The organism is Halorubrum ruber, from assembly GCF_018228765.1.
In the GTDB taxonomy this organism is placed as follows: Archaea; Halobacteriota; Halobacteria; order Halobacteriales; family Haloferacaceae; genus Halorubrum; species Halorubrum ruber.
Genome location: NZ_CP073695.1, coordinates 1,000,525 through 1,019,486, shown reverse-complemented (window position 1 = coordinate 1,019,486; position 18,962 = coordinate 1,000,525). Strand labels below are relative to the sequence as shown.

Sequence of the window (18,962 nt, the reverse complement as noted above, 5' to 3'; positions counted from 1 at the left end):
TGACGAGACCGCCGATTTCGGTCGAGTGACCGACACAACTATACTTATTTATCCTTGGGATCGCAAGCGATCGTATGCTGGATTACTTCGACATGGAGTCGACCCTGTCCGAGGAGGAGCGCCTGCTCGTCGACTCCGCGCGATCGTTCGTCGACGGCGAGGTCCCGGACATGGGGGACCACTGGATCGAGGGCACGTTCCCCACGGAGCTCATCCCGAAGATGGGCGAGATGGGCTTTTATGCGCCGAACCTCGCCGGGTACGGCCTCCCGAACGTCAGCGAGACGGCCTACGGGCTCCTGATGCGCGAGTTGGAGGCGTGCGACTCGGGGCTCCGGTCGATGGCGAGCGTCCAAGGCGCCTTAGTGATGTACCCGATCCACGCGTTCGGCAGCGACGAGCAGAAAGAGGAGTGGCTCCCGAAGCTCGGCGCTGGCGAGGCGGTCGGCTGTTTCGGACTCACGGAGCCGGAGCACGGCTCGAACCCCTCGGCGATGGAGACGATGGCCGAGCCCGACGGCGACGAGTACGTCCTGAACGGCTCGAAGACGTGGATCACGAACTCCCCGATCGCGGACGTCGCGGTCGTCTGGGCGAAGGACCACGGCGAGGAGGGAACGCCGGTCCGCGGCTTCCTCGTTGAGACCGACCGCGACGGCGTCACGACGAACAAGATCGACGAGAAGCTCAGTCTCCGGGCGTCGATCACGGGCGAGATCAGCCTCCAGAACGTCCGCGTCCCGGCGGAGAACCGCCTCCCCGACGTCGAGGGAATGAAGGGCCCGCTGTCGTGCCTGACGCAGGCCCGCTACGGCATCGCGTGGGGCGCGGTCGGCGCGGCGGCGGACTGCTTCGAGGTGGCACGCGAGTACGCCACCGACCGCGAGCAGTTCGGGAAGCCGATCGGCGGCTTCCAGATGCAACAGGAGAAGCTCGCGGAGATGGCGACGCAGATCACGCTGGCCCAGCTGCTCGCGCACCGGCTCGCGGACCTCAAGGAGGCGGGCGAGATGCGGCCGCAACACGTCTCGATGGCGAAGCGGAACAACGTCCGCACCGCCCGCGACCAGTCGCGGATCGCCCGGGAGATGCTCGGCGGCAACGGGATCACCGCGGACTACTCGCCGATGCGCCACATGACGAACATGGAGACGGTGTACACCTACGAGGGCACCCACGACATCCACACCCTGATCCTCGGCGAGGACCTCACCGGGATCCAGGCGTACCAATAGTTCCGGACGGCTCTCCCCGTTTTCGACGGCCTCGCTTCAGGCGACCTGGTTTCGCAGTCCGTCGTAGTCGCCGGTCTCGGCGACACGTTCGAGGTTCTCGACGAGGACGTCCGCGCGCCGCTCCCAGTACCTCGGCGTGTGGCCCGCGACGTGCGGCGTCAGGAAGACGTTCTCGAACCCCCACAGGTCGTGGTCGCTCGGGAGCGGCTCTGGGTCGGTGACGTCGAGCGCGGCCCCGTGGAGCGTGTTCGACCGGAGCGCGTCCACGAGCGCCGGCGTGTCGATCACGCCGCCGCGCGCCACGTTGACGACGACCGCGTCGGTCGGCAGCGCGTCGAGCTCCGCCTCGCCGATCAGCCCCTCGGTCGTCTCCGTCAGCGGGCAGGCGAGGACGAGCACGTCCGTGCCCGGCAGCACGTCCGGGAGGTCGTCGTAGCCGACCACCTCGTCGGTCGGGCCGCCCTTCGCGACGGTGTGGCGGACCCCGACCGTCTCGACGTCGAACCCCGCGAACCGCTCGACCACGGCCTCGCCGATAGCGCCGAGGCCGACGACCGTCACGGTGCTGCCAGCGAGTTCGGTGAACGACTGGAAGCGGCGCCACTCCCGGCGTCGCTGGCGGCGGCGCCCCTCGTCGAGCCGCCGAGCGAACGTCAGCACCCAGCCGAGCACGTGTTCGGCGATGTTCGGGCCGTGGACGCCCGAGGCGTTCGTCACCGCGACGCCGCGCTCGGCGAGCGCGTCCAGCGGGAGGTGGTCGACGCCGGCGGAGTTACACGCGAACAGCCGGAGACTCTCGGCGGCCGCGACCTCGTCGGCATGGATGTATTTCCCCGCGACGACCGTCGCCTCGCGGAGGTAGCGCTCGTGCTCGTCCAGCGTCGCCGCGAGACGTACCTCGCGGTCGGGGAGCCGCCGGGCGAGTATCTCCGCGTAGTCGGCCGCGGGGATGCCGTGCGCGTCGTGGTCGAGGACGGCGACGTCGATGGCGGACATGGTCGACGCGTCGCGGGCGGCCGACAAAGCTCTCGGGGATCGCGACCATCGAGGCGAGCGAGCCGCCCTACCCCTCGGTCCGGATCGGCGGCGACGCGCTCATCAGGAGCAGGCAGGCGATCCCGACCCCGGCGCCGACGACGCCGGCGCCGACGCCGACCGCGCGGACCGCCGCCTCGAATCCGAGCGGGCGGGTCGCGAGCGCGACGGCGATGCCCATGACCACCGGGGTCGCCGTCGCCGCCGCGCGCCCGCTCCCCTCGCCGAGGCTGACCAGCCCCCCGCGCAGGTCCGGCGGCGGGAGCGCCGTGATGACGCTCCGGTAGATGGAGAGCACGAGCCCGAAGCCGACCCCCATGAGGGCGACGCCGACCGCGGCGACCGCGAGCGACCGGGCGAGGAAGGCGAGCCCGAGCCCCGCCCCCATCGACAGGTTCAGCGCCAGAAGCGGGTAGAGCCGGTCGTCGAACGCCTCGGCGATCCGGCCCGCCTGCGTCGCCGCGAGCGCGTACGTGAGGCTCGCGAGCGCCGCGAGCGCCCCCGCCTCCGCCGGCGTGTGGCCGAGCACGTCGACGACGAGGATCGAGTTGTACGTGAGGAAGCCGAACCACGCGACGTTCGCGCTCCCGCGGGCGACGACCATGGTCCACGCGCGGCGCTGCGCGACGAGCCCGCGCATGTCGCCGAGCTGCGCCCGGATCCCGGCCTCGCCTCCCTCGCCCGCCTCGTCTCCCACGCCGCCCGCCTCGTCTCCCACGCCGCCCGCCTCGTCTCCCACGCCGCCCGCCTCGTCTCCCACGCCGCCCGCCTCGTCGAGCGGCTCCTCGAAGTACAGGTAGACGACGGCCGCGATCGGGAAGGCGACGGCGTACAGCAGGAACGGGTACTGCCACGCCATCCCGACGAGCACCCCGGCGGCGAGCGGGAACGCCGTCTGGGAGAGCCCCGAGCCGGTGAACCGGAGGCCCTGGGCGGTCGCCTCCTTCGTGCCCGCGTACAGGTCGCCGAGGCTGGTGATGATGATCGGCGTGAGCGCGGCGAAGCCGATCCCCTGGAGCGCGCGTAAGGCGAGCGCCGCGCCGAACGTCGAGACGAAGGCGATGGCGGTCCCGGTGAGTCCGAACCAGACGAGCCCGAAGAGCAGGACGGGCCGCCGGCCGTACCGGTCGGAGACGACGCCGGCGATCGGGATCACGAATATCGACGGCGCGGTGAACGCCGACATCATGAGGCCGATGTTCGCCGTGGAGGCGCCGAGCGGCTCGACGAGGCTGCCCAGCACCGGCGAGAGGAGCGCGGTGCCGAGCGGCGGGAGGACGTTGATCAGCAACAGCAGCTGGAAGGGCCGCTCCCGGACGATCCCCGAGTCGGCGCCCGCGATCGACGAGGGCGATACCACGGCTACCCGCACACCGTCGTCCGAATTAAAGCTACGCGTCGGCGAAGGGGGCGGCGAAGGGAGCGGCGCGCCGGGGCGCGCGGCTGTGGGTCAGAACAGCCCGGCGAGGAACCCGACTCCCATGAGGACGAGGACCGCCGCGGAGAACGCCGGGAGGTACGGCGTGAACCGCTCGACGCGCTCTCTGGAGCGGTGGTAGCCCGCGATGAGCAGCATGGTGAGTCCGACGATGCCCGCGATGACGGTGAGCGCGTAGGCGCTCATCAGCTCGAGGCAGTAGCTCGACCCGGCGCACAGCGCGATGATCTCGAACTCCTCCTCGTGGGCGAACCCGAGGACGAACGCGAACCACGCGATGCCGAGGAGGCCCCGGTCGGCGCTCTCGTCGAAGCTCCCGTGCAAGTGGGAGTGGCCGCCGACGAACGGGAGAGCGCTCTTCAGGCGGGCGAGGCGTCCGTCGGAGCCGTCGTGGTCGTGTGAATGGTTGTGGTCGTGGTGTTCGTGTCCGTCATGGCGGTGGTCGTGATGATTATGCCCGTCACGGCTGTGGTCGCGGTGGTCGTGCCCGTCATGGCCGTGGTCGTGATGGTCATGCCCGTCGTGGTGACCGTGACTCCCTTCCGAGTCGTGGTCGTGCGCCTCGCCGGGAGTCCCGTGAGAGTGGCCGTGGCGGTACTCGCGGACGCCGAGCCCGATCAGCAGGGCGCCGGCCACGAGGCTGACCGGCCCGCCGATCTGGACGCCGCCGAGCACCGTGATCGGTTCGTTGACCTGCGTGAGATCGAAGTAGCTCTTCGCGTAGAAGAAGACAGCAACCATCGCGATGCTGCTGACGAGGTGGCCCAAACCGATGATTAGACTCGCCGTGAACCCGTACAGCCACTTGTTGGTCTGATCGAGCGCGTAGGAGGCCGCGACCGGCCAACCGTGCCCCGGTTCGATACCGTGGACCGCGCCGAGGAGGACCGCGCCCGCGAGCGGCCCGAACAGTTCGCTTGGGAGCATCGTTGTTCGAGGGTCGGGAACGGGGCCGTTTAGCGGTTGTTAGTACCGAACCGGAGGGATCGTAATACGGAGCCTCTTGTGTCCCCGGGTCCGAAGGCGGGCTAATGAGAACGAGTTTCAACATCCCCGACGAGCTGGTCGCGGAGTTCGACCGCGTGTGGCGAGACGAGGGGATCGAGAACCGCTCGCGGGCGGTGCGGGAGGCGATGCTGGAGTTCGTCGAGTCGCACTCGCGGCTCGAAGACACCTCGGGCGAGGTCGTCGCGCTCGTCGGCTTCGACTACCGCCACCACGACGTCATCCGGGAGCTTCACGGCGCCCAACACGAGTACCAGGACGTGATCCTCAACACGAGCCACACCCATCAGGGCGAGTGGTGTCTCGAATCGCTGTTCTGCCGCGGAGACGCAGCGCGCGTCCGCGAACTGACGTACCGGCTCCGCGACTTCGACGCCGTTCGCCGGGTGAAGGTGATGCTGATCCGCGACGGCGACGAGTAGCCCGCCGTCCGCGTGGGTCGTCGGACGCGAAACGACCAACTGTTCGATTTCGTCTCCGGTCGGCGCTACCGGACGTGTTGGCTCGCGATGTACAGCAGGTACGCCGTTCCCGTCGATCCCAGCAGCGTCAGCAGCCAGCTCACGAGCGTTCCGGCGTACTTGCGCGTGTCGACGCCGGCGCCCGCGCCGGCGAACCCGCAGCCGGCGATGCTGTTGATGATGATGTGGTTGTACGAGATCGGCACGCCGAGCGTGTTGGCGATGATCTGAACCATCGGGATCGCGGTCAGAAGCACTGCGAGCGAGGTCCGCTGGCCAAGGCTGGCGTACTGTCGCCCGACGGCCTGGAGCATGACGGGGCTCTTCGTCCACGCACCTACCATGATGCCGAGTCCCCCAAAGGCGATCAGCGGCAGGATCCCGACGCCGAGGTCGCTGACGGTCCCGACGAGCGGCCCCACCGCCAGCCCCACCTGACTGCCACCGCCGATGAACGAGAACACGATCCCGCCGAATAGGACCGCGTTCTCGACCCAGCGGTCCATCCGGTCCGACACCGGCACATACCGACGAATGAGGGTGACCAGTCCGTACGCGACGAACACGGCGGCGATACCGGAGGCGATCCACGAGGTGACAGTGAGCGACCAGTAGTCGAGGTTCGGGCTGTATCCCGCCGCCAGCCCGACCCCGGCGATCGCGCCGAAGGTCGAGAACGCGACGGGGATCGAGTGTTCGAAGTAGATCCCGAGGCCGACGTACAGCCCGATGACGATCAGAGCGATCGTCCCCATCTCGAAGGAGACAGGTCCGGAGACGATCTCGGTCCCGACCCCCGCGTCACCGCCGTGCCCTGGGCCACGGCGCCGACGAACCCGACGAGTCCGACGAGGAACGCGCCCCGGAGCACCCCCGTCGAGTTGGCCCCGACCGCCGGCGCCATGGAGACGGAGACGCTGCTCGCGCCGGTTACGGCCGCGACGGCGAACGAGACGACGAACGCGCCGGTCAGAAGTAGCACCGACACCACGTAGTTGCCCGCGGCTCAGTATGGGCGAGTGTAAAGCGTAACGAAACCGTCGGCGCTCGACCGCCAACGGTTTCAGCGAGGAACCGAACTCCCCCACGCCGGATCGGGCGACGCAACGTGCCGCCGAGGGCCCGCGAGACGTTCGTGTCGGGCCGTCGGAGCCGACCACGAACTCACAATGGGAACCGAGACCACCGGGGACTCTCCCCCTGACCGAATCGTGGAGAAAACCGTCCGCTCGCCGTGGGTCGACCCACCGAAGGAGGCCGTTCCGGAGGCGCTGTCGACCGCGCGATCGGTGTTCAGCCCGAGCGACGACACGTAAGAGAGCGCGTCCGCGAAGCGGTCGCGGCGATCCGCACGCCGGCCGCGTCCCTCATTCTTTCGCCGACCGACCGTCCGAGAGTCCCGACAGCAGCCCTCCGCTGGGCGTCGACGGGGGTGTGAGAGCGTTCCCGCCCTCCCGGTTTTCCCGCTGCTCCACTTTGTTCAGATATCTGAAATAAATAATATCTTCTGCAACTTCTACGAGAGGTCCGTGGGTAATAGTGGGCAATACATATTAGCAGCGGGTCCGTGCCATTCCTCGATGAAAGTCGACGCGACAGACCTCAAGACGAGCGAGGCGGACGACCGGGGTCGAGTGTATCTCGGCACCGAGTACGCGAACAAGCGCGTGACCGTCGCCGTCGTCGAGGTCGAGTCCGACCGGCCGGACGACGACGAGCTGGCAGCAGCCTATCGGGAGGCCTCCGAGAGCGCGGAGACGCTCACCGAGGAATGGAGCGGAACGTCCGACGAAGCGTGGGAAGGCCTCGATGAGTGACGGCACGGACGTGCGACGGGGCGACGTGGTAATCGTTCGGCTTGACCCCGCCGAAGGACACGAGATGAAGAAGACGCGGCCGGCCGTGGTCGTTCAAAACGATATCGGAAACCGAAACTCCAGCACGACCATCATCGCGCCCGTCACGGGCACCTACCGCGAGTATCCGTTCGAGGTGTTCGTCGAGGCGGACGGGTCACCGCTCGAAACGGACTCGTCAATTCGGCTCGACCAGATCCGAACCGTTTCGGTTCCGAAACGGATTCACTCGGTCGTCGGTTCACTCGACGGACCCACGATGGCTGACGTCGACGAGGCACTAAAACTGAGTCTCGACCTCGACTGAGCTACCGGCTCTCGCGCTGTTCTACCTTGTTCAACTCGATCAGCAGGCGAAAAATCGCCTTCACGAGGTTGGCGTCCACGTCGAAGCGCTCGGCGTTTTCGCCGGCGCGCTCCATCACGCGCTCCTCCTGTCCCTCGTCGGTTGTCGGGAGGTCGCGTTCGTCTTTCACGGCCGCGACCGTGTCGGCGACGTACGTCCGGCGGGCGATCAGTTCGACTATCTCGCGGTCGATGTCCTCGATCTCGCGTCGCAGTTCGTCGAGGCTTCGGTCCTCGGTGTTGGGTGTGTCGCTCATTGGTAGGTGGTGGGGTCGGTCGGTGATCCGCTCATGGGTGCTCACTCGACGGCCGCGCCGTCGTTTCTGGTTGTCGTTCGACGCAGCGTTCCGGGGCGGTCGCCCCACGCGTCGGCGACCGCGTCGAGGTCGGTCTCGGGGTCGTTTGGGTCCGCGACGGCGACGACGCTCGGGCCGGTACCCGACAGCGACACCGCGGTCGCGTGCGGCATCGCCTCGACCGCGGGGTCGGCGTCGAAGCCGAGCGCGGCCGAGAACGCCAGCCCGTTCACCGTCATCGCCTCGCCGTACCGGCCGTCGAGCGCGAGGTCGGCGACGAGGTTGGCCATCGGCGCCACGGCCCGACAGCGCGCCACGTCGGCGTCGGCCGAGTACGCCCGCTCCGGCGGCGTCCAGACGAGCACGTTCCAGTCGATGGTCTCTCGCGCGCGCAGTTCGTCCGCGTCGTTGTCGGTGACGGTGACGCCGCCGAGCATCGACGCGGTCGCGTCGTCGAACGCGCCCGTGACGGTGACGCCGGCCTCGCGGGCCGCGCGCACGCCGAGCCGGCAGGCCTCCAGGCGGGTGACGTCGACCGCGGGGCCGTCCGGGTCGTCGCCGACCGCGTCGTCAGTTGCGCGGCCGTCGTCGCCGACCGCGTCGTCACTTGCGCGGCCGCCGTCGCCGACCGCGTCGTCACTTGCGCGGCCGCCGTCGCCGACCGCGAGCCCGAGCGCGTCGCAGGTCGCGAGGACGGTCGCGTTCGCGGCCGCGCTGGAGCTTTTGAGCCCGGCCGCCAGCGGCACGTCGCTGTCGGTCCGGACGCGACCGCCCTCGCCGTCGCCCCAGCGTTCGGTCGTGAGCGCGACGCAGCGCTCGATCAGGTCGGTGTCGGCGTCGGCGTCCTCGGCGATCTCCCCGTCGACCCCGTCGGCCGCGGGGTCGAGTTCGACCGTCGCGCGCGTCTCGACGTCGATGCCGAAGGCGGCGCCCGTGCCGGTCGCGAGCGCGTTCAACACCGTCCCGGCGCCGAGCGCCGCCGCCCGTCCCTCCATGGGTTCACGGCTCGCGAGCGCAGATAAAGAGGTAGCGATCACGGCGAGTCTCTCTCCCGGGCGGACCGCGGTCGCGAGTCCCGGCACCGCCTCAGATCGGTTCCGCGCGCCTGACGGCCGCGTCGACGACGTAGCGGTCGGGTTCGGGGCGGACACCGGTCCGCCGGCTCGGGAACGTGATCTCCACGTCGAAGCGGCGCGGGCGCGACCCGTCGAACCGGTCGTCGCCGGTGAACCTCTCGGTGTCGTACTCGAACCCGACCGCCTCGCGCTCGTCGGTCCCCGCGGGCGTCGCGTACGCGTCGACCCGGAACTCGACGACGCCGTACTCGAACCGTCCCGCGTTCTCGACGGTCAAGCGAGCCCGGACGGTCGTCCGTCCCCCGCCCTCGTCCACTCCCAGGACTGTCGCGTCGGTGACGACGAGCCCTGATCCGTCGGGACCGACCTCGTCGGGCGTCGTCTCGCTCTCGCCGTCGGACCCGTCTCCGTCGCTTCCCGCGCCGCCGTCCGATCCGCTCCCGTCGCCGTCGTCATCTCCTGTATCACTTTCGTTCGCTCCGTCGTCCGTCTGTCGGGTGTCGGGTCCTCCCTCCTCCTCCGATGTCACCAGGCAGCCGGCGAGCAGGCCGACTGCGCCGACCGCGAGGACGCCCCGCCGCGACGCGCGTCGGATCGGTCTGTCGGGACGGTCGGCGCGGTCGGACTCCGGTCCGTCTCGGTCGGCGGTCATCGCATCACCGTCCCGAGAACGCCGGTCGATGCGCCGACGGCGCCGGCGACGAACGCGGTCGCGAGCGTCGGCAGGGCCGCGTCCGCGAGCCCGTGCGCCTGCGTCGCGGCGTCGCCCTGCGAGACGACGATCACCGTGACCGCGATCAGCCCGTACGCCAGCGCGCCGAGGCCGGTCCCGAGCCCACAGGTCGTCGCCGCGGCGGAGACGCTGCGGGAGCGCGAGCCGACGAGGACCCCGAGGACGCCGGCCAGCGGGACGGCGGAGACGAGGACGGTCGCGGTCGCGGCGAGGTACGACTGCGCGACGAACACCGGGCCGAACCGCGCGGTCTCGCCGGTCGCTGCGGTCGCGAGCGCCGCCTCCGCCCAGCCCGTCGCGGCCGCGCCGACGATACCGACGCCGGCGCCGACGAGGGCGAACACCGCGGCCACGAGACCGATCTGGTTGGCGTTCACGCGCCGGTCACCCACCCGTGCCGTAATCGGCCGTGCCAGCCGACCCGCTCCTCCCAGGCGTCGCCGGAGAAGCCGGTCGCGAGCAGGAACTCCCCGCCCGGACGAGGTAGCCGTACTGGACGCCGGCGTGCTCGTCGAAGCCGTACCGTTCGCCCTCCGCCTCGCGGTGGTAGAACCGGTACCAGGCGGTCGGGCCGGCGTCGGTCTCGGAACCGTCCTCCTCCGTTGAGGCGTTCCCGCTGAAGTCGGAGCCGGCCAGGGTCGCCTCGGGGTCGATCGGCGCGCGGCCCTCCGTCGCGCCCTCGTCAAGCGCTGCGGACAGCCGCGCCGCGGCGGTCTCGGCGTCCGGGTATCGCTGAACGTGGACGGGGACACCGTCGAGTTCGCGGGCCCAGTCCTCGAACGCCTCTCGACGGCGGTTCCCCAGCGGCGGGCGGTCCGCGAACGCGACGAACAGCTCCTCGACGCGGTCTTCCGGCTGGGGGATCGGGCCGAGGCGAGCGCGCAGTTCTCGTTGTCGCTCGGAGGCGAACGCGTCGCCGTAGATCCGCGGGATCCGGTCGCGGTCGACCTCGTCGCGGTCGTACGGCCGGTGCGCGAACGTCGAGAAGCCGCGGCTCGCGACGGCGATCTCGACGAGCGTCCCGCCCGTGACGCGGCCGCGCTCGGGGTCGTCCGGCGGCAGCGGCGCCAGCAGCCGGCGGAACAGCCGGTTGTGAATCGGGTTTCGAGAGAACTCCTCCTCGACGTAGATGGAAGTACCAATGCTGGCGAGGTCGGTACGCATCCGGTCGAGTTCCTCCAGCGCGCGGTCGACGTCGTCCCGGGGAGCGAAGTCTCGGAGGACCCCGACGTGGCGGTCGACCCGGGCGCGGATCCGGGGGCCGGGCGAGAAGTGCGGTTCGAGGGCCTCGGCCGCGCGGTCGGCGGCGGTCTCGCCCGCGGCCGCGACCGCGTCGACCTGTTCGGCCGTGATTTCAGCCTCCTCGTCGACGGTCGCGCGGACCGACCGGACGTTCGCGACCGCGTCGGCGACCGCGTCGCGGTAGGTCGCGACAGCCTCCGGGTACTCCGTCGCGAACCACACCGCGTCGTCGACGACCGCGCGGGTCGCGTCCGCGAGCGCGGCGTTCACCGCCGGCGGGTCGCCGTCGGTCTGCTCTGGCGGGTCGTCGGGAGGGGCGTCTCCGGGCGGGTCGCCGTCAGGGTCGTCCCCGTCGCCCGGCGCGTCGGCGTCCTCCGGGTCGTCGGGGTACTCGACGCCCTCGACGCCGAGACACCCGGCGGTCCCGACGAGGGCGGCGCCGACGCCCAGAAGCGTCCGTCGCGTCCGTTCCATGACACGCACTCCCCGCGGCAGGAACTTAAATGTGGTACGCCGATTCTCGCGGCTGAGGCCGCCCCGACGCTGGGCGCGCCGGGCGGTCCTTCGGTGTCCCGGTCGAATCGCACTGCCCGGTGCACTCCGGCGCGACCCCCGAGCGCGTCCCTTTTGAGGCCGGCACTCCGAGCGTCGCGTATGTCCGCGCCAACGCGCAGCGACGTGCCGCCGACGTCGATCGGCGTCGACCTCCGCGAGGAGGGCGTCGTCGTCGAGTACCTCGACGGCCGGACGACCCTCTACCGGGGCGTCCCCGAGTCGGCCGAGGGATCGGTGACCGCCGGCCCCGGCAAGGAGACCCACGTCCTCGTCACCGACCCCACGGAGACGGAGGGCGTGATGACGTACGTGAACGACTACAAGACCGACGACGAGATCTTAGAGGAGTCCGGCGTCGGCCGCGTCATCGTCGAGGACGGCGAGCGCGACGAGGTGTTCCCCGGCGTGATCGTCGGGCGCGACGGCCAGCGCAACGAGGTCGTCGCCGACCCGGAGGTCGCCGGCGGGCGCGTGTTCGTCTTCGTCGAGGACGGCTGGACCGAGGGGAGCTACGAGATCGTCGAGGGCCCGAGGACGGCCTCGACGCGCACCGGTGACCGCGCCGCAGTCACGGAAATGAGCCTCGCGAAACCCTGGCGCGACCTCGACCGGTCGACGGTCGGGAGCGCGCCCGATCGCTACGCACTCTACGAACTCGGCGACGCCGACGGCGACACGGTCGGCTTCGGCACGGGCGTCCTCCGCGACGAGCTGAAGGAGGCGCTCGCGTACGGCGACGCCGCGAAGGTGCGGTGGGAGCTCGCCGACTCACCCGACCACGCCGAGCGGCTGCTCGCGGACCACGTCGAGGAGTGACGGGCTCGCCCGTCTCGGCCCCACCCCCTCCCGAACGTGCGGGAACGACCGACAGACGAAAGTCCCGCGACCGCCGAGGGAGCGACATGAGCGACGAGGCCGACGGCGACGAGGCCGCGACGGACGGCGGCGACGAGGTACTCCGCGCCAGCGACATCGGCGGCGAGGGGCCGCCGATCGAGGAGAAGCCGTACAAGATCGTCTTCGAGGCGAACAAGTGCTTCGGGGCGGGGAAGTGCGCGGAGGTCGCGGACAACTGGGCGATGGACGTCGTGAGCGGGATGGCGAAGCCGGAGGCGTACTACATCGGCGAGGAGGACCTCGAAGAGAACGTCGCTGCGGCCGAGGCGTGTCCGGCCAAGAAGGACGCGGGCGTGATTCACGTCGTCGACCGCCGGACCGACGAGGAGATCGCGCCGGACCCACACGGCGACGGGACGCTCTCGGTCGACTGGTAGGGATTTTCGAAAGGGGTTTCACCCCGCCGCCGGTAGCGGAATCCGCGCGGGGGTGGCTGAGCCTGGCCAAAAGCGGCGGACTTAAGATCCGCTCCTGTAGAGGTTCGAGGGTTCGAATCCCTTCCCCCGCATGCTGTCGCGAGCAACTCGCGAGCGACAGCATTCGGCACAGAAGGGTTTCGAACCCAGAGAGTCGCAGCCCGGACCGGCGAGCGGAGCGAGCCGCACGCCCGGACCGTCTTTCGTTGGTTCGAATCCCTTCCCCCGCATATCGCGGCGCTCACACATCGTGAGCGCCGCGTCTCGGATTAGAAGGGATTTGAACCAGGGAGCGGGAGGTGAGCGAGCGGAGCGAGCGAACGGGAGCGACTGAGGTTCGAATCCCTTCCCCCGCACTCCTGCGGCGAGCAGTTGATGAGCGACAGCCACGGCCATTTATAAACCCGTGCGGTGGCGCGTGCCTCCGAGCGCCCACCGGGCGCGAGGAGCACGCGCGAGGGAGTCGGTGGTCCGGAGCGAAGCGGAGGACCACCGACGAGGCTGGGGAGGCGTGAGGTGCGGTGCCGTGCGGGGCGGGACTCAAAGGGGCAGTCGGGAGGCGGGCGCAGGCGACGCAAGCACCGCAGGGAGCGAGCAACGCGAGCGACCGAGGAGCACAGCGAGCGTGCGCCCGCCTCCCGACTGGGGCTTTGGCGGTGTTCTCCAGCGATCCGTTAGCGACGACGTAGTGCCGAGCGACTGGGGCTTTGGCGGGGTCTACTGCCGATCCGCGATCAACTATTTATAAACGAGTGACTGCCTCTTTGGAGATATTTGCTGCCAATCTCCTCGCAATCATTTATAAACCATCGCCGGGAAGTCTGAGAATATCACCGCGACCCCGGTGACATCGATCCGTCCCGATCAACAGCAGAACATGAACGGGTAGACCAAGGCGACGCGGTCCCCCTCCTCCAGTTCCGTGTCGAAGCCGTTCTCGTTCTCGTTGAAGTGGCCGTTGACGAGGATCCGAGCGTACGCGATGGTCTGCTCGCCGACCGGGTTCTTCGACCACGTGCCCGGCAGCTCCTCCGGCGTCGGCGCCCAGCCGCTGTGGGTCGCGTCGGACTCCGACTCCGCGATCAGCATGTCCTGGAGCTGCGGGTACTCCTCGAACAGCTCGTCTAAGAACGCGCGGAGCGTGTCGCCCTCGAAGGTGTACTCGAACTCGTACACGTCCAGCTCCGTGCGCACGTGGCCGGTACACCGGACGGTGACGGTCGTCTCCGCCTCGGTCGCGGTCGCGTCCGCCTCTGGTCCGCCGGTCTCCGCCTCGGGCGGGTCGGTCATCTCGCTGGTTTGGGCCATGTACGAGCGTACGCGGCCGTTCCGGGTAAGCCGGGTTACGAACATGTTCGCGGGGGCCCCGCCCGACGGTGACGCTTCCGGGCGTCGGGAATCCGACCGAACATGTTGCCGCTAAGCGCATAGGACGTCTCGACGGGACGTTCGCACATGCGACTCACGAGGAAGACGATAGCGAAGGTGATCGTCGCGGCGTTCCTGCTCAACCTGGTCGTGATGGGCGCCGGGGCGTGGTTCGCGTATCAGGAGGCGCCGCCGATACCCGACGAGGTCGTCGGCCCCGACGGCGAGACGGTCGTCACGGGGGCCGAGGTCCAGGACGGGAAGGCGGCGTTCCAGCAGTACGGGCTGATGAACCACGGGTCGATCCTCGGCAACGGGGCGTACTACGGCGAGGACTACACCGCCGACGCACTCGAACTGAAGGTCGAACACATGCGCGAGTACTACGCCGACGCCGAGTACGGCGCGGCGTACGACGACCTCGCTTCCGGGGAGCAGTCGCGCGTCGACGCGCTCGTGCGCGACGAGCTCGACCAGTCGCACGACCGCGGCGACGTCGTGGAGTACTCCGCCGCCGAGCTGTACGCCCACGAGCAGGTGCGCGAGACGTACGTCGAGCGCTACCACGAGGGCGACCACGACCGCGGCGTCCCGGTCGAGATGATCGGCTCGGCGGAGGAGGCCGAGGACTTCGCCGACTTCGCGCTGTGGACCGCGTGGTTCTCGCACACCGACCGGCCGAACGCCGACCACTCGTACACCAACGAGTGGCCCTACGCGCCCGGCGCCGGTAACGACGCCACCGGCTCGGCGATGATCTGGAGCGTGATCGCCATGGTGCTGCTCGTCGGGGCCGCGGGCGCGGCGATCCTCCTCTACAAGTCGGTGAAGCTTCCCGAGCCCTCGTCGAAGGGAATCTCGGTGCCCGAGCCGGGCGACGTGAGCGTCTTCCCGAGCCAGCGCGCCGCGCTCCGCTTTATTCCGATCGCGGCGGGGCTGTTCATGGCGCAGGTGCTGCTCGGCGGCCTGCTCGCGCACTTCTACATCGAGCGGGCCGGGTTCTTCGGGATCGAGCAGGTGTTCGGGATACACATCCTCCAGCTGCTCCCCTTCTCCATCGCGAAGACGTGGCACATCGACCTCGGCATCCTCTGGATCGCGTCGACGTGGCTCGGCGCCGGCCTGTTCCTCCCGCCGCTGCTCACCGGCCACGAGCCGAAGCGGCAGGGGACGTACGTGAGCGTCCTGCTGGGCGCGCTCGTCGTCGTCGTGGTCGGCGGCATGGGCGGCATCTGGCTCGGCGCGAACGGCTACCTCCCGGGCGAGCTCTGGTGGCTGCTCGGCAACGAGGGGCTCGAATACCTCGAGGTCGGGAAGGTGTGGCAGGCCGGCCTGCTCGCCGGGTTCATCCTCTGGGCGGTTCTCGCGATCCGCGGCCTCAAGCCGCTGCTCGACCGCGAGCCGCCCTACGGGCTCGCGCACATGATCCTCTACGCGGGCGGCTCGATCACCCTACTGTTCGTCGCCGGGTTCATGTTCACGCCGTCGACGAACATCGCCGTCACAGAGTTCTGGCGGTGGTGGGTCGTCCACATGTGGGTCGAGGGCGCCTTCGAGTTCTTCATCGTCGCCATCATCGGGATCACCCTCGTCTCGATGAACCTGCTCAGTCGCCGCAGCGCGGAGAAGGCGGTGATGCTCCAAGCCCTCCTCGTGATGGGGACCGGCGTCATCGGCGTCTCGCACCACTACTGGTGGATCGGGATGCCCGACTACTGGGTGCCGATCGGGAGCGTCTTCTCGACGTTGGAGCTGCTCCCGCTGATCTTCATCCTCTACGAGGCGATCGGCCAGTACCGCGCGATGCGCGAGACCGGCTTCCCGTACACGCTCCCGTTCATGTTCATCGTCGCCAGCGGGGTGTGGAACTTCGTCGGCGCGGGCGTGCTCGGCTTCTTCATCAACCTCCCGCTGATCAACTACTACGAACACGGGACGTACCTCACCGTCGGCCACGCGCACGCCGCGATGTTCGGCGCGTTCGGCTTCCTCGCGCTCGGCATGGTGACGTACATGCTCCAGCTGTCGATCGACCCCGAGCGCTGGGACGCCTCGTGGCTCCGCGCGGCGTTCTGGTGTTGGAACGTCGGGCTGGCGCTGATGGTGTTCGTCTCCGTCCTCCCGGTCGGGTTCCTCCAGCTCGACGTGGCGTTCACGGAGAGCTACGCCGCGGCGCGCAGCCTCGCGTTCTACGAGCAAGACCTCGTCCAGACGCTGTTCTGGGCGCGGCTCCCCGGCGACACGCTGATCATCGCCGGGACGGCCATCTACGTCACCGACCTGATCCGCAAGCGGTTCGTCCTCCGCGCGTCGGAGGACGACCCCAGCGTCGACGACATGGCGGTCGCGGAGGGGATCGTGAGCGACGACTGACCGGTCGAGTTCGGCGGCCGTCGCGCCGGTCGGTCCGACAATCGCCGACCCTCCTCGGTCGGCTCCGCACGGATATCACCGGGGTTTAACAGGGACCGCAATTTACGAAAGCGCAGACTAATTAGCGTCGGGAGAGGCCGCCGAATGCTCCCCTCGCGGATCGCGATCATGAACACCTACTCATCGTCACGGGAGTGGTCGACGTGGTAGAACACACTCGAACGCTCGATTTCAAGATCGCCTTCGCGATCGGGCTCGGAACGATGATCGCGGCGGGGATCTTCTCGCTTTCGGGCGCCGCCGTCGCCCGGATCGGGTCGAGCGCCGTGATCTCCTTCGTCATCGCCGCGGTGATCGCCGGGATCACGGCAGCCGCCTACTCGGAGTTCGCCTCGATCTACTCGGAGAACGGCGGCGGCTACCTGTTCGTCTCTCGGACGTTCGAGGGCCGGGACCTCCTCACGTACGGGATCGGGGCGTCGCTGTTCCTCGGGTACACCGGGACGACGGCCTTCTATCTCGCGACGATGGACGAGTGGTTCGTCCGATTCATCATCCCCGAATCGCTCGGCTGGCTGCCGCACGGGACCGCGGGCGTAGCGGCCGCGGTCCTCCTCGGCGTCCTGAACAGCCGGGGAACCGAGGAGTCGGGGACGTTCCAGCTCCTGGTCTCGGGCGCGAAGGTCGCCGTGCTCTTCGCGTTCATCGCCGGGGCGCTCGCGTTCCGCGGCCCCACGGCCGCCGTGGACACCTTCGCGGCGCAGTTCTCCGCGGACGTCGTCGGCATCCTCTCGGTCGCGGCGCTGGCGTTCATCACCTTCTTCGGGTTCTCGGCGATCGCGGCGAGCGCCGGGGAGATAATCGAACCCCGCAAGACCGTCCCGCGAGCGATCGCGGCGAGCATCGTCTCGGTCACAATCCTGTACGCGCTGGTGATCGTCGCGATGACCAACTCGCCGGTGCCGCCCGAGGTGATCGCGCGGGAGGGCGAGACGGCCATGGGACGGGTCGCGGCGGGGTTCCTCGGTCCCGTCGGGCAGTCACTGATCGTCGCCGGCGCGGTCTTCTCGATGGTGTCCGCGTCGAACGCGTCGATCCTCGCGGCGTCGTCGATCGGGTCGCTGATGGGCCGGCAGGGGCAGGCCCCGCGGCCGTTCGCCCGCATCCATCCGGAGTACAGCACGCCGTTCTGGAGCGTGACCACCGCGACGGGGGTGATCGTCACGCTGATCGTCACGTTCATCGCGGTGTTCCCCGCCGAGGACGGGCTGGCGGGTATCGACCTCGGGCTCAACGCGCTCACCGGGTTCGCGACGCTGAACCTGCTGCTCCCGCTCGCGGTCGTCAACGTCGCGCTGATCGTCCACCGGCGGCGGTTCGAGGATATCGAGCGCGGCTTCCGGGTTCCGGGCGTCCCCCTCGTGCCGCTGGTCGGGGTCGTCGCGAACCTCGGGCTGGTGTACAACCTCCCGCGGCGGGGCGTCGCGGTCGGACTGCTGCTGTCGGGGGTGCTGGTCGTCGCCTACCTCGTCTGGGGCGGTGCCCCCGGTGTCGAGGACCTCATTCGGGAGGTGCCGGGGTCCGAGACCGCCGCGGCGGCCGACGAGGGGGTATCCGAAGAGGCGGCGCCCGACGAGCCGGCGGCCGACGAGCCGGCACCCGACGAGCCGGCACCCGACGAGCCGGCACCCGACGAAACCCCCGCCTCCGGCGGGGCGGCGGTCGACGAGGGAGACGCGGGGCCGTTCCGGGTACTGATCCCGGTCGCGCGCCCGGAGAACGCCGTGAGATACCTCCAACTGGCGGACGTGCTCGCGTCTGGGAGCGACCGCGACGTGTCCGTCACCGTCCTCACCGTGACGCAGATCCCGGAGCAGACGCCCCACGAGGTCGTCAGCGACATCGCCACCGACCGAGCGGACCGTATCACCGAGGTGCTGGCGGCCGACGACCACCCCGTCGAGTACACGGTGACCGCCCACACCTGCCGGAACATCGCGTTTGACATCAACAATACCGCCCGGAATCAGGGGGCCGACCTGATCTTGATGGGATACCCCGAGGAGAGCGAGGAGATCACCAGAGGGGTCGAGTACGGCGCCCCCTGCGACGTCGTCTTCACGAGCGGGTACGAGGGCGAGACGGTCGAGACGGTGAACGTGGGCGCCGGCGGCGGTCCACACCACCGCGCCGCGCTGTCGGTCGTTCGAGTGCTGGGCCGACAGGGGGCGAACGTGAACGTCATCACGGTCGATCCCGGCGGCGAGGAGCCGCCGGAGGACCCGGCGACGACCGTGTCCGAACTGAACGGCGTCGAGGACCTCCGCGTGATGAACGTGGAGGCCGGGACGATCGCCGACGGCCTGGTCGACACGGCCGCCGAGGCCGGCGGGCTCCTCGTGATCGGGGCGTCGCGCGACAGGCGCTTCCGCCAGTGGGTGTTCGGGAGCACGCCCGACGCGGTGATTCAGACCGCACGGGCGGCGGACGTCCCGGTGATCGTCTACGCGAGTCAGAGCGGCGTCTACGAGCGGTTCGAAGATTACCTCTTCCCGGTCTACCGGTTCCTGCGCCGGCTGGTCCGGCGTCGCGGGGCGACCCCCGACCGAAGCCCGCTCGAACAGTGACCTC

Annotated in this window: 18 protein-coding genes, 1 tRNA gene and 2 pseudogenes; 10 read left to right on the top strand and 11 right to left on the bottom strand. The window is 69.6% G+C overall.

All coding sequences use genetic code 11. The features are described from left to right. Window positions 1-74: 74 nt before the first annotated feature. Window positions 75-1,235 carry an acyl-CoA dehydrogenase family protein gene (locus J7656_RS05050; RefSeq protein WP_017344201.1) on the top strand — a complete coding sequence of 387 codons (1,161 nt, stop codon included), beginning with the start codon at window positions 75-77 and terminating at the stop codon, window positions 1,233-1,235. 36 nt (window positions 1,236-1,271) lie between these two features. Here J7656_RS05050 and J7656_RS05045 read toward each other — a convergent pair whose 3' ends face one another. The 3 genes from J7656_RS05045 to J7656_RS05035 form a co-directional block, all read right to left on the bottom strand. Beyond that, entirely contained in the window at window positions 1,272-2,231 is a 960-nt protein-coding gene (locus J7656_RS05045) for a D-2-hydroxyacid dehydrogenase (RefSeq protein WP_211554295.1), read from the bottom strand. A 67-nt stretch (window positions 2,232-2,298) separates the two neighbouring features. Next, window positions 2,299-3,630 (bottom strand): MFS transporter, encoded by a 1,332-nt coding sequence (locus J7656_RS05040; protein WP_211554293.1) that lies wholly within the window; start codon window positions 3,628-3,630, stop codon window positions 2,299-2,301. A 90-nt stretch (window positions 3,631-3,720) separates the two neighbouring features. Next, window positions 3,721-4,635 (bottom strand): hypothetical protein, encoded by a 915-nt coding sequence (locus tag J7656_RS05035; RefSeq protein ID WP_211554291.1) that lies wholly within the window; start codon window positions 4,633-4,635, stop codon window positions 3,721-3,723. 104 nt (window positions 4,636-4,739) lie between these two features. Between J7656_RS05035 and J7656_RS05030 the strand changes: the two genes are divergently transcribed. Next, entirely contained in the window at window positions 4,740-5,135 is a 396-nt protein-coding gene (locus tag J7656_RS05030; protein ID WP_017344197.1) for a CopG family ribbon-helix-helix protein, read from the top strand. A gap of 65 nt (window positions 5,136-5,200) precedes the next feature. Here J7656_RS05030 and J7656_RS05025 read toward each other — a convergent pair whose 3' ends face one another. Together J7656_RS05025 and J7656_RS05020 are read right to left on the bottom strand one after the other, a co-directional pair. Further along, entirely contained in the window at window positions 5,201-5,929 is a 729-nt protein-coding gene (locus tag J7656_RS05025; protein ID WP_211554289.1) for an inorganic phosphate transporter, read from the bottom strand. Beyond that, window positions 5,911-6,156, bottom strand: a complete 246-nt coding sequence (locus J7656_RS05020; protein ID WP_211554288.1) for a hypothetical protein — start codon at window positions 6,154-6,156, stop codon at window positions 5,911-5,913. The genes J7656_RS05025 and J7656_RS05020 overlap by 19 nt, the downstream gene beginning before the upstream one ends. 598 nt (window positions 6,157-6,754) lie before the next feature. Between J7656_RS05020 and J7656_RS05015 the strand changes: the two genes are divergently transcribed. Both J7656_RS05015 and J7656_RS05010 read left to right on the top strand, forming a co-directional pair. Then, window positions 6,755-6,991: a hypothetical protein gene (locus J7656_RS05015; RefSeq protein ID WP_017344194.1), complete on the top strand. Its 237-nt coding sequence runs from the start codon at window positions 6,755-6,757 to the stop codon at window positions 6,989-6,991. Then, window positions 6,984-7,337: a type II toxin-antitoxin system PemK/MazF family toxin gene (locus tag J7656_RS05010; RefSeq protein ID WP_026046287.1), complete on the top strand. Its 354-nt coding sequence runs from the start codon at window positions 6,984-6,986 to the stop codon at window positions 7,335-7,337. Before J7656_RS05015 ends, J7656_RS05010 begins: the two co-directional genes overlap by 8 nt. 1 nt (window position 7,338) lies before the next feature. Here the strand turns inward: J7656_RS05010 and J7656_RS05005 are convergent, their stop codons facing one another. The 5 genes and pseudogenes from J7656_RS05005 to J7656_RS04985 form a co-directional block, all read right to left on the bottom strand. Further along, window positions 7,339-7,632, bottom strand: coding sequence for a chorismate mutase (locus tag J7656_RS05005; RefSeq protein ID WP_017344192.1), 294 nt, complete (start codon window positions 7,630-7,632; stop codon window positions 7,339-7,341). A 41-nt stretch (window positions 7,633-7,673) separates the two neighbouring features. Beyond that, window positions 7,674-8,666: a shikimate kinase gene (locus J7656_RS05000; RefSeq protein ID WP_211554285.1), complete on the bottom strand. Its 993-nt coding sequence runs from the start codon at window positions 8,664-8,666 to the stop codon at window positions 7,674-7,676. Window positions 8,667-8,757: 91 nt separating this feature from the next. Next, entirely contained in the window at window positions 8,758-9,399 is a 642-nt protein-coding gene (locus J7656_RS04995; RefSeq protein ID WP_017344190.1) for a hypothetical protein, read from the bottom strand. Beyond that, window positions 9,396-9,857 (bottom strand): hypothetical protein, encoded by a 462-nt coding sequence (locus J7656_RS04990; protein WP_017344189.1) that lies wholly within the window; start codon window positions 9,855-9,857, stop codon window positions 9,396-9,398. The genes J7656_RS04995 and J7656_RS04990 overlap by 4 nt, the downstream gene beginning before the upstream one ends. Further along, window positions 9,854-11,196: pseudogene (locus J7656_RS04985) on the bottom strand (hypothetical protein). Before J7656_RS04985 ends, J7656_RS04990 begins: the two are co-directional and overlap by 4 nt. Before the next feature lie 180 nt (window positions 11,197-11,376). Between J7656_RS04985 and J7656_RS04980 the strand changes: the two are divergent. The 4 genes and pseudogenes from J7656_RS04980 (at window position 11,377) to J7656_RS04965 (ending at window position 12,682) form a co-directional block, all read left to right on the top strand. Continuing rightward, a pseudogene (locus tag J7656_RS04980) lies at window positions 11,377-11,834 on the top strand (DUF5796 family protein). A 19-nt stretch (window positions 11,835-11,853) separates the two neighbouring features. Beyond that, entirely contained in the window at window positions 11,854-12,093 is a 240-nt protein-coding gene (locus tag J7656_RS04975) for a DUF7508 domain-containing protein (protein ID WP_017344186.1), read from the top strand. An 86-nt stretch (window positions 12,094-12,179) separates the two neighbouring features. Further along, window positions 12,180-12,551 (top strand): ferredoxin, encoded by a 372-nt coding sequence (locus tag J7656_RS04970; protein WP_017344185.1) that lies wholly within the window; start codon window positions 12,180-12,182, stop codon window positions 12,549-12,551. Between the two features lie 46 nt (window positions 12,552-12,597). Next, window positions 12,598-12,682, top strand: a tRNA-Leu gene (locus J7656_RS04965). A gap of 772 nt (window positions 12,683-13,454) precedes the next feature. Here the strand turns inward: J7656_RS04965 and J7656_RS04960 are convergent. Next, window positions 13,455-13,898: a MoaD/ThiS family protein gene (locus J7656_RS04960; RefSeq protein ID WP_017344184.1), complete on the bottom strand. Its 444-nt coding sequence runs from the start codon at window positions 13,896-13,898 to the stop codon at window positions 13,455-13,457. A 147-nt stretch (window positions 13,899-14,045) separates the two neighbouring features. Here J7656_RS04960 and J7656_RS04955 point away from each other — a divergent pair, with 147 nt between their 5' ends. Next, complete coding sequence (locus J7656_RS04955) at window positions 14,046-16,331, top strand: nitric-oxide reductase large subunit (RefSeq protein ID WP_211554283.1); 2,286 nt, start codon at window positions 14,046-14,048, stop codon at window positions 16,329-16,331. A gap of 203 nt (window positions 16,332-16,534) precedes the next feature. Continuing rightward, window positions 16,535-18,958 carry an amino acid permease gene (locus tag J7656_RS04950; RefSeq protein WP_026046286.1) on the top strand — a complete coding sequence of 808 codons (2,424 nt, stop codon included), beginning with the start codon at window positions 16,535-16,537 and terminating at the stop codon, window positions 18,956-18,958. The last annotated feature ends 4 nt before the right edge of the window (window positions 18,959-18,962 follow it).

Coding starts and splice junctions, on each gene's coding strand:
- J7656_RS05050 (WP_017344201.1), top strand. CDS start 75: ATGCTGGATTACTTCGACATGGAGTCGACCCTGTCCGAGGAGGAGCGC.
- J7656_RS04995 (WP_017344190.1), bottom strand. CDS start 9,399: ATGACCGCCGACCGAGACGGACCGGAGTCCGACCGCGCCGACCGTCCC.
- J7656_RS04975 (WP_017344186.1), top strand. CDS start 11,854: ATGAGCCTCGCGAAACCCTGGCGCGACCTCGACCGGTCGACGGTCGGG.
- J7656_RS04955 (WP_211554283.1), top strand. CDS start 14,046: ATGCGACTCACGAGGAAGACGATAGCGAAGGTGATCGTCGCGGCGTTC.
- J7656_RS04970 (WP_017344185.1), top strand. CDS start 12,180: ATGAGCGACGAGGCCGACGGCGACGAGGCCGCGACGGACGGCGGCGAC.
- J7656_RS05000 (WP_211554285.1), bottom strand. CDS start 8,666: ATGGAGGGACGGGCGGCGGCGCTCGGCGCCGGGACGGTGTTGAACGCG.
- J7656_RS05005 (WP_017344192.1), bottom strand. CDS start 7,632: ATGAGCGACACACCCAACACCGAGGACCGAAGCCTCGACGAACTGCGA.
- J7656_RS05015 (WP_017344194.1), top strand. CDS start 6,755: ATGAAAGTCGACGCGACAGACCTCAAGACGAGCGAGGCGGACGACCGG.
- J7656_RS04960 (WP_017344184.1), bottom strand. CDS start 13,898: ATGGCCCAAACCAGCGAGATGACCGACCCGCCCGAGGCGGAGACCGGC.
- J7656_RS05045 (WP_211554295.1), bottom strand. CDS start 2,231: ATGTCCGCCATCGACGTCGCCGTCCTCGACCACGACGCGCACGGCATC.
- J7656_RS05010 (WP_026046287.1), top strand. CDS start 6,984: ATGAGTGACGGCACGGACGTGCGACGGGGCGACGTGGTAATCGTTCGG.
- J7656_RS05035 (WP_211554291.1), bottom strand. CDS start 4,635: ATGCTCCCAAGCGAACTGTTCGGGCCGCTCGCGGGCGCGGTCCTCCTC.
- J7656_RS05025 (WP_211554289.1), bottom strand. CDS start 5,929: ATGGGGACGATCGCTCTGATCGTCATCGGGCTGTACGTCGGCCTCGGG.
- J7656_RS05030 (WP_017344197.1), top strand. CDS start 4,740: ATGAGAACGAGTTTCAACATCCCCGACGAGCTGGTCGCGGAGTTCGAC.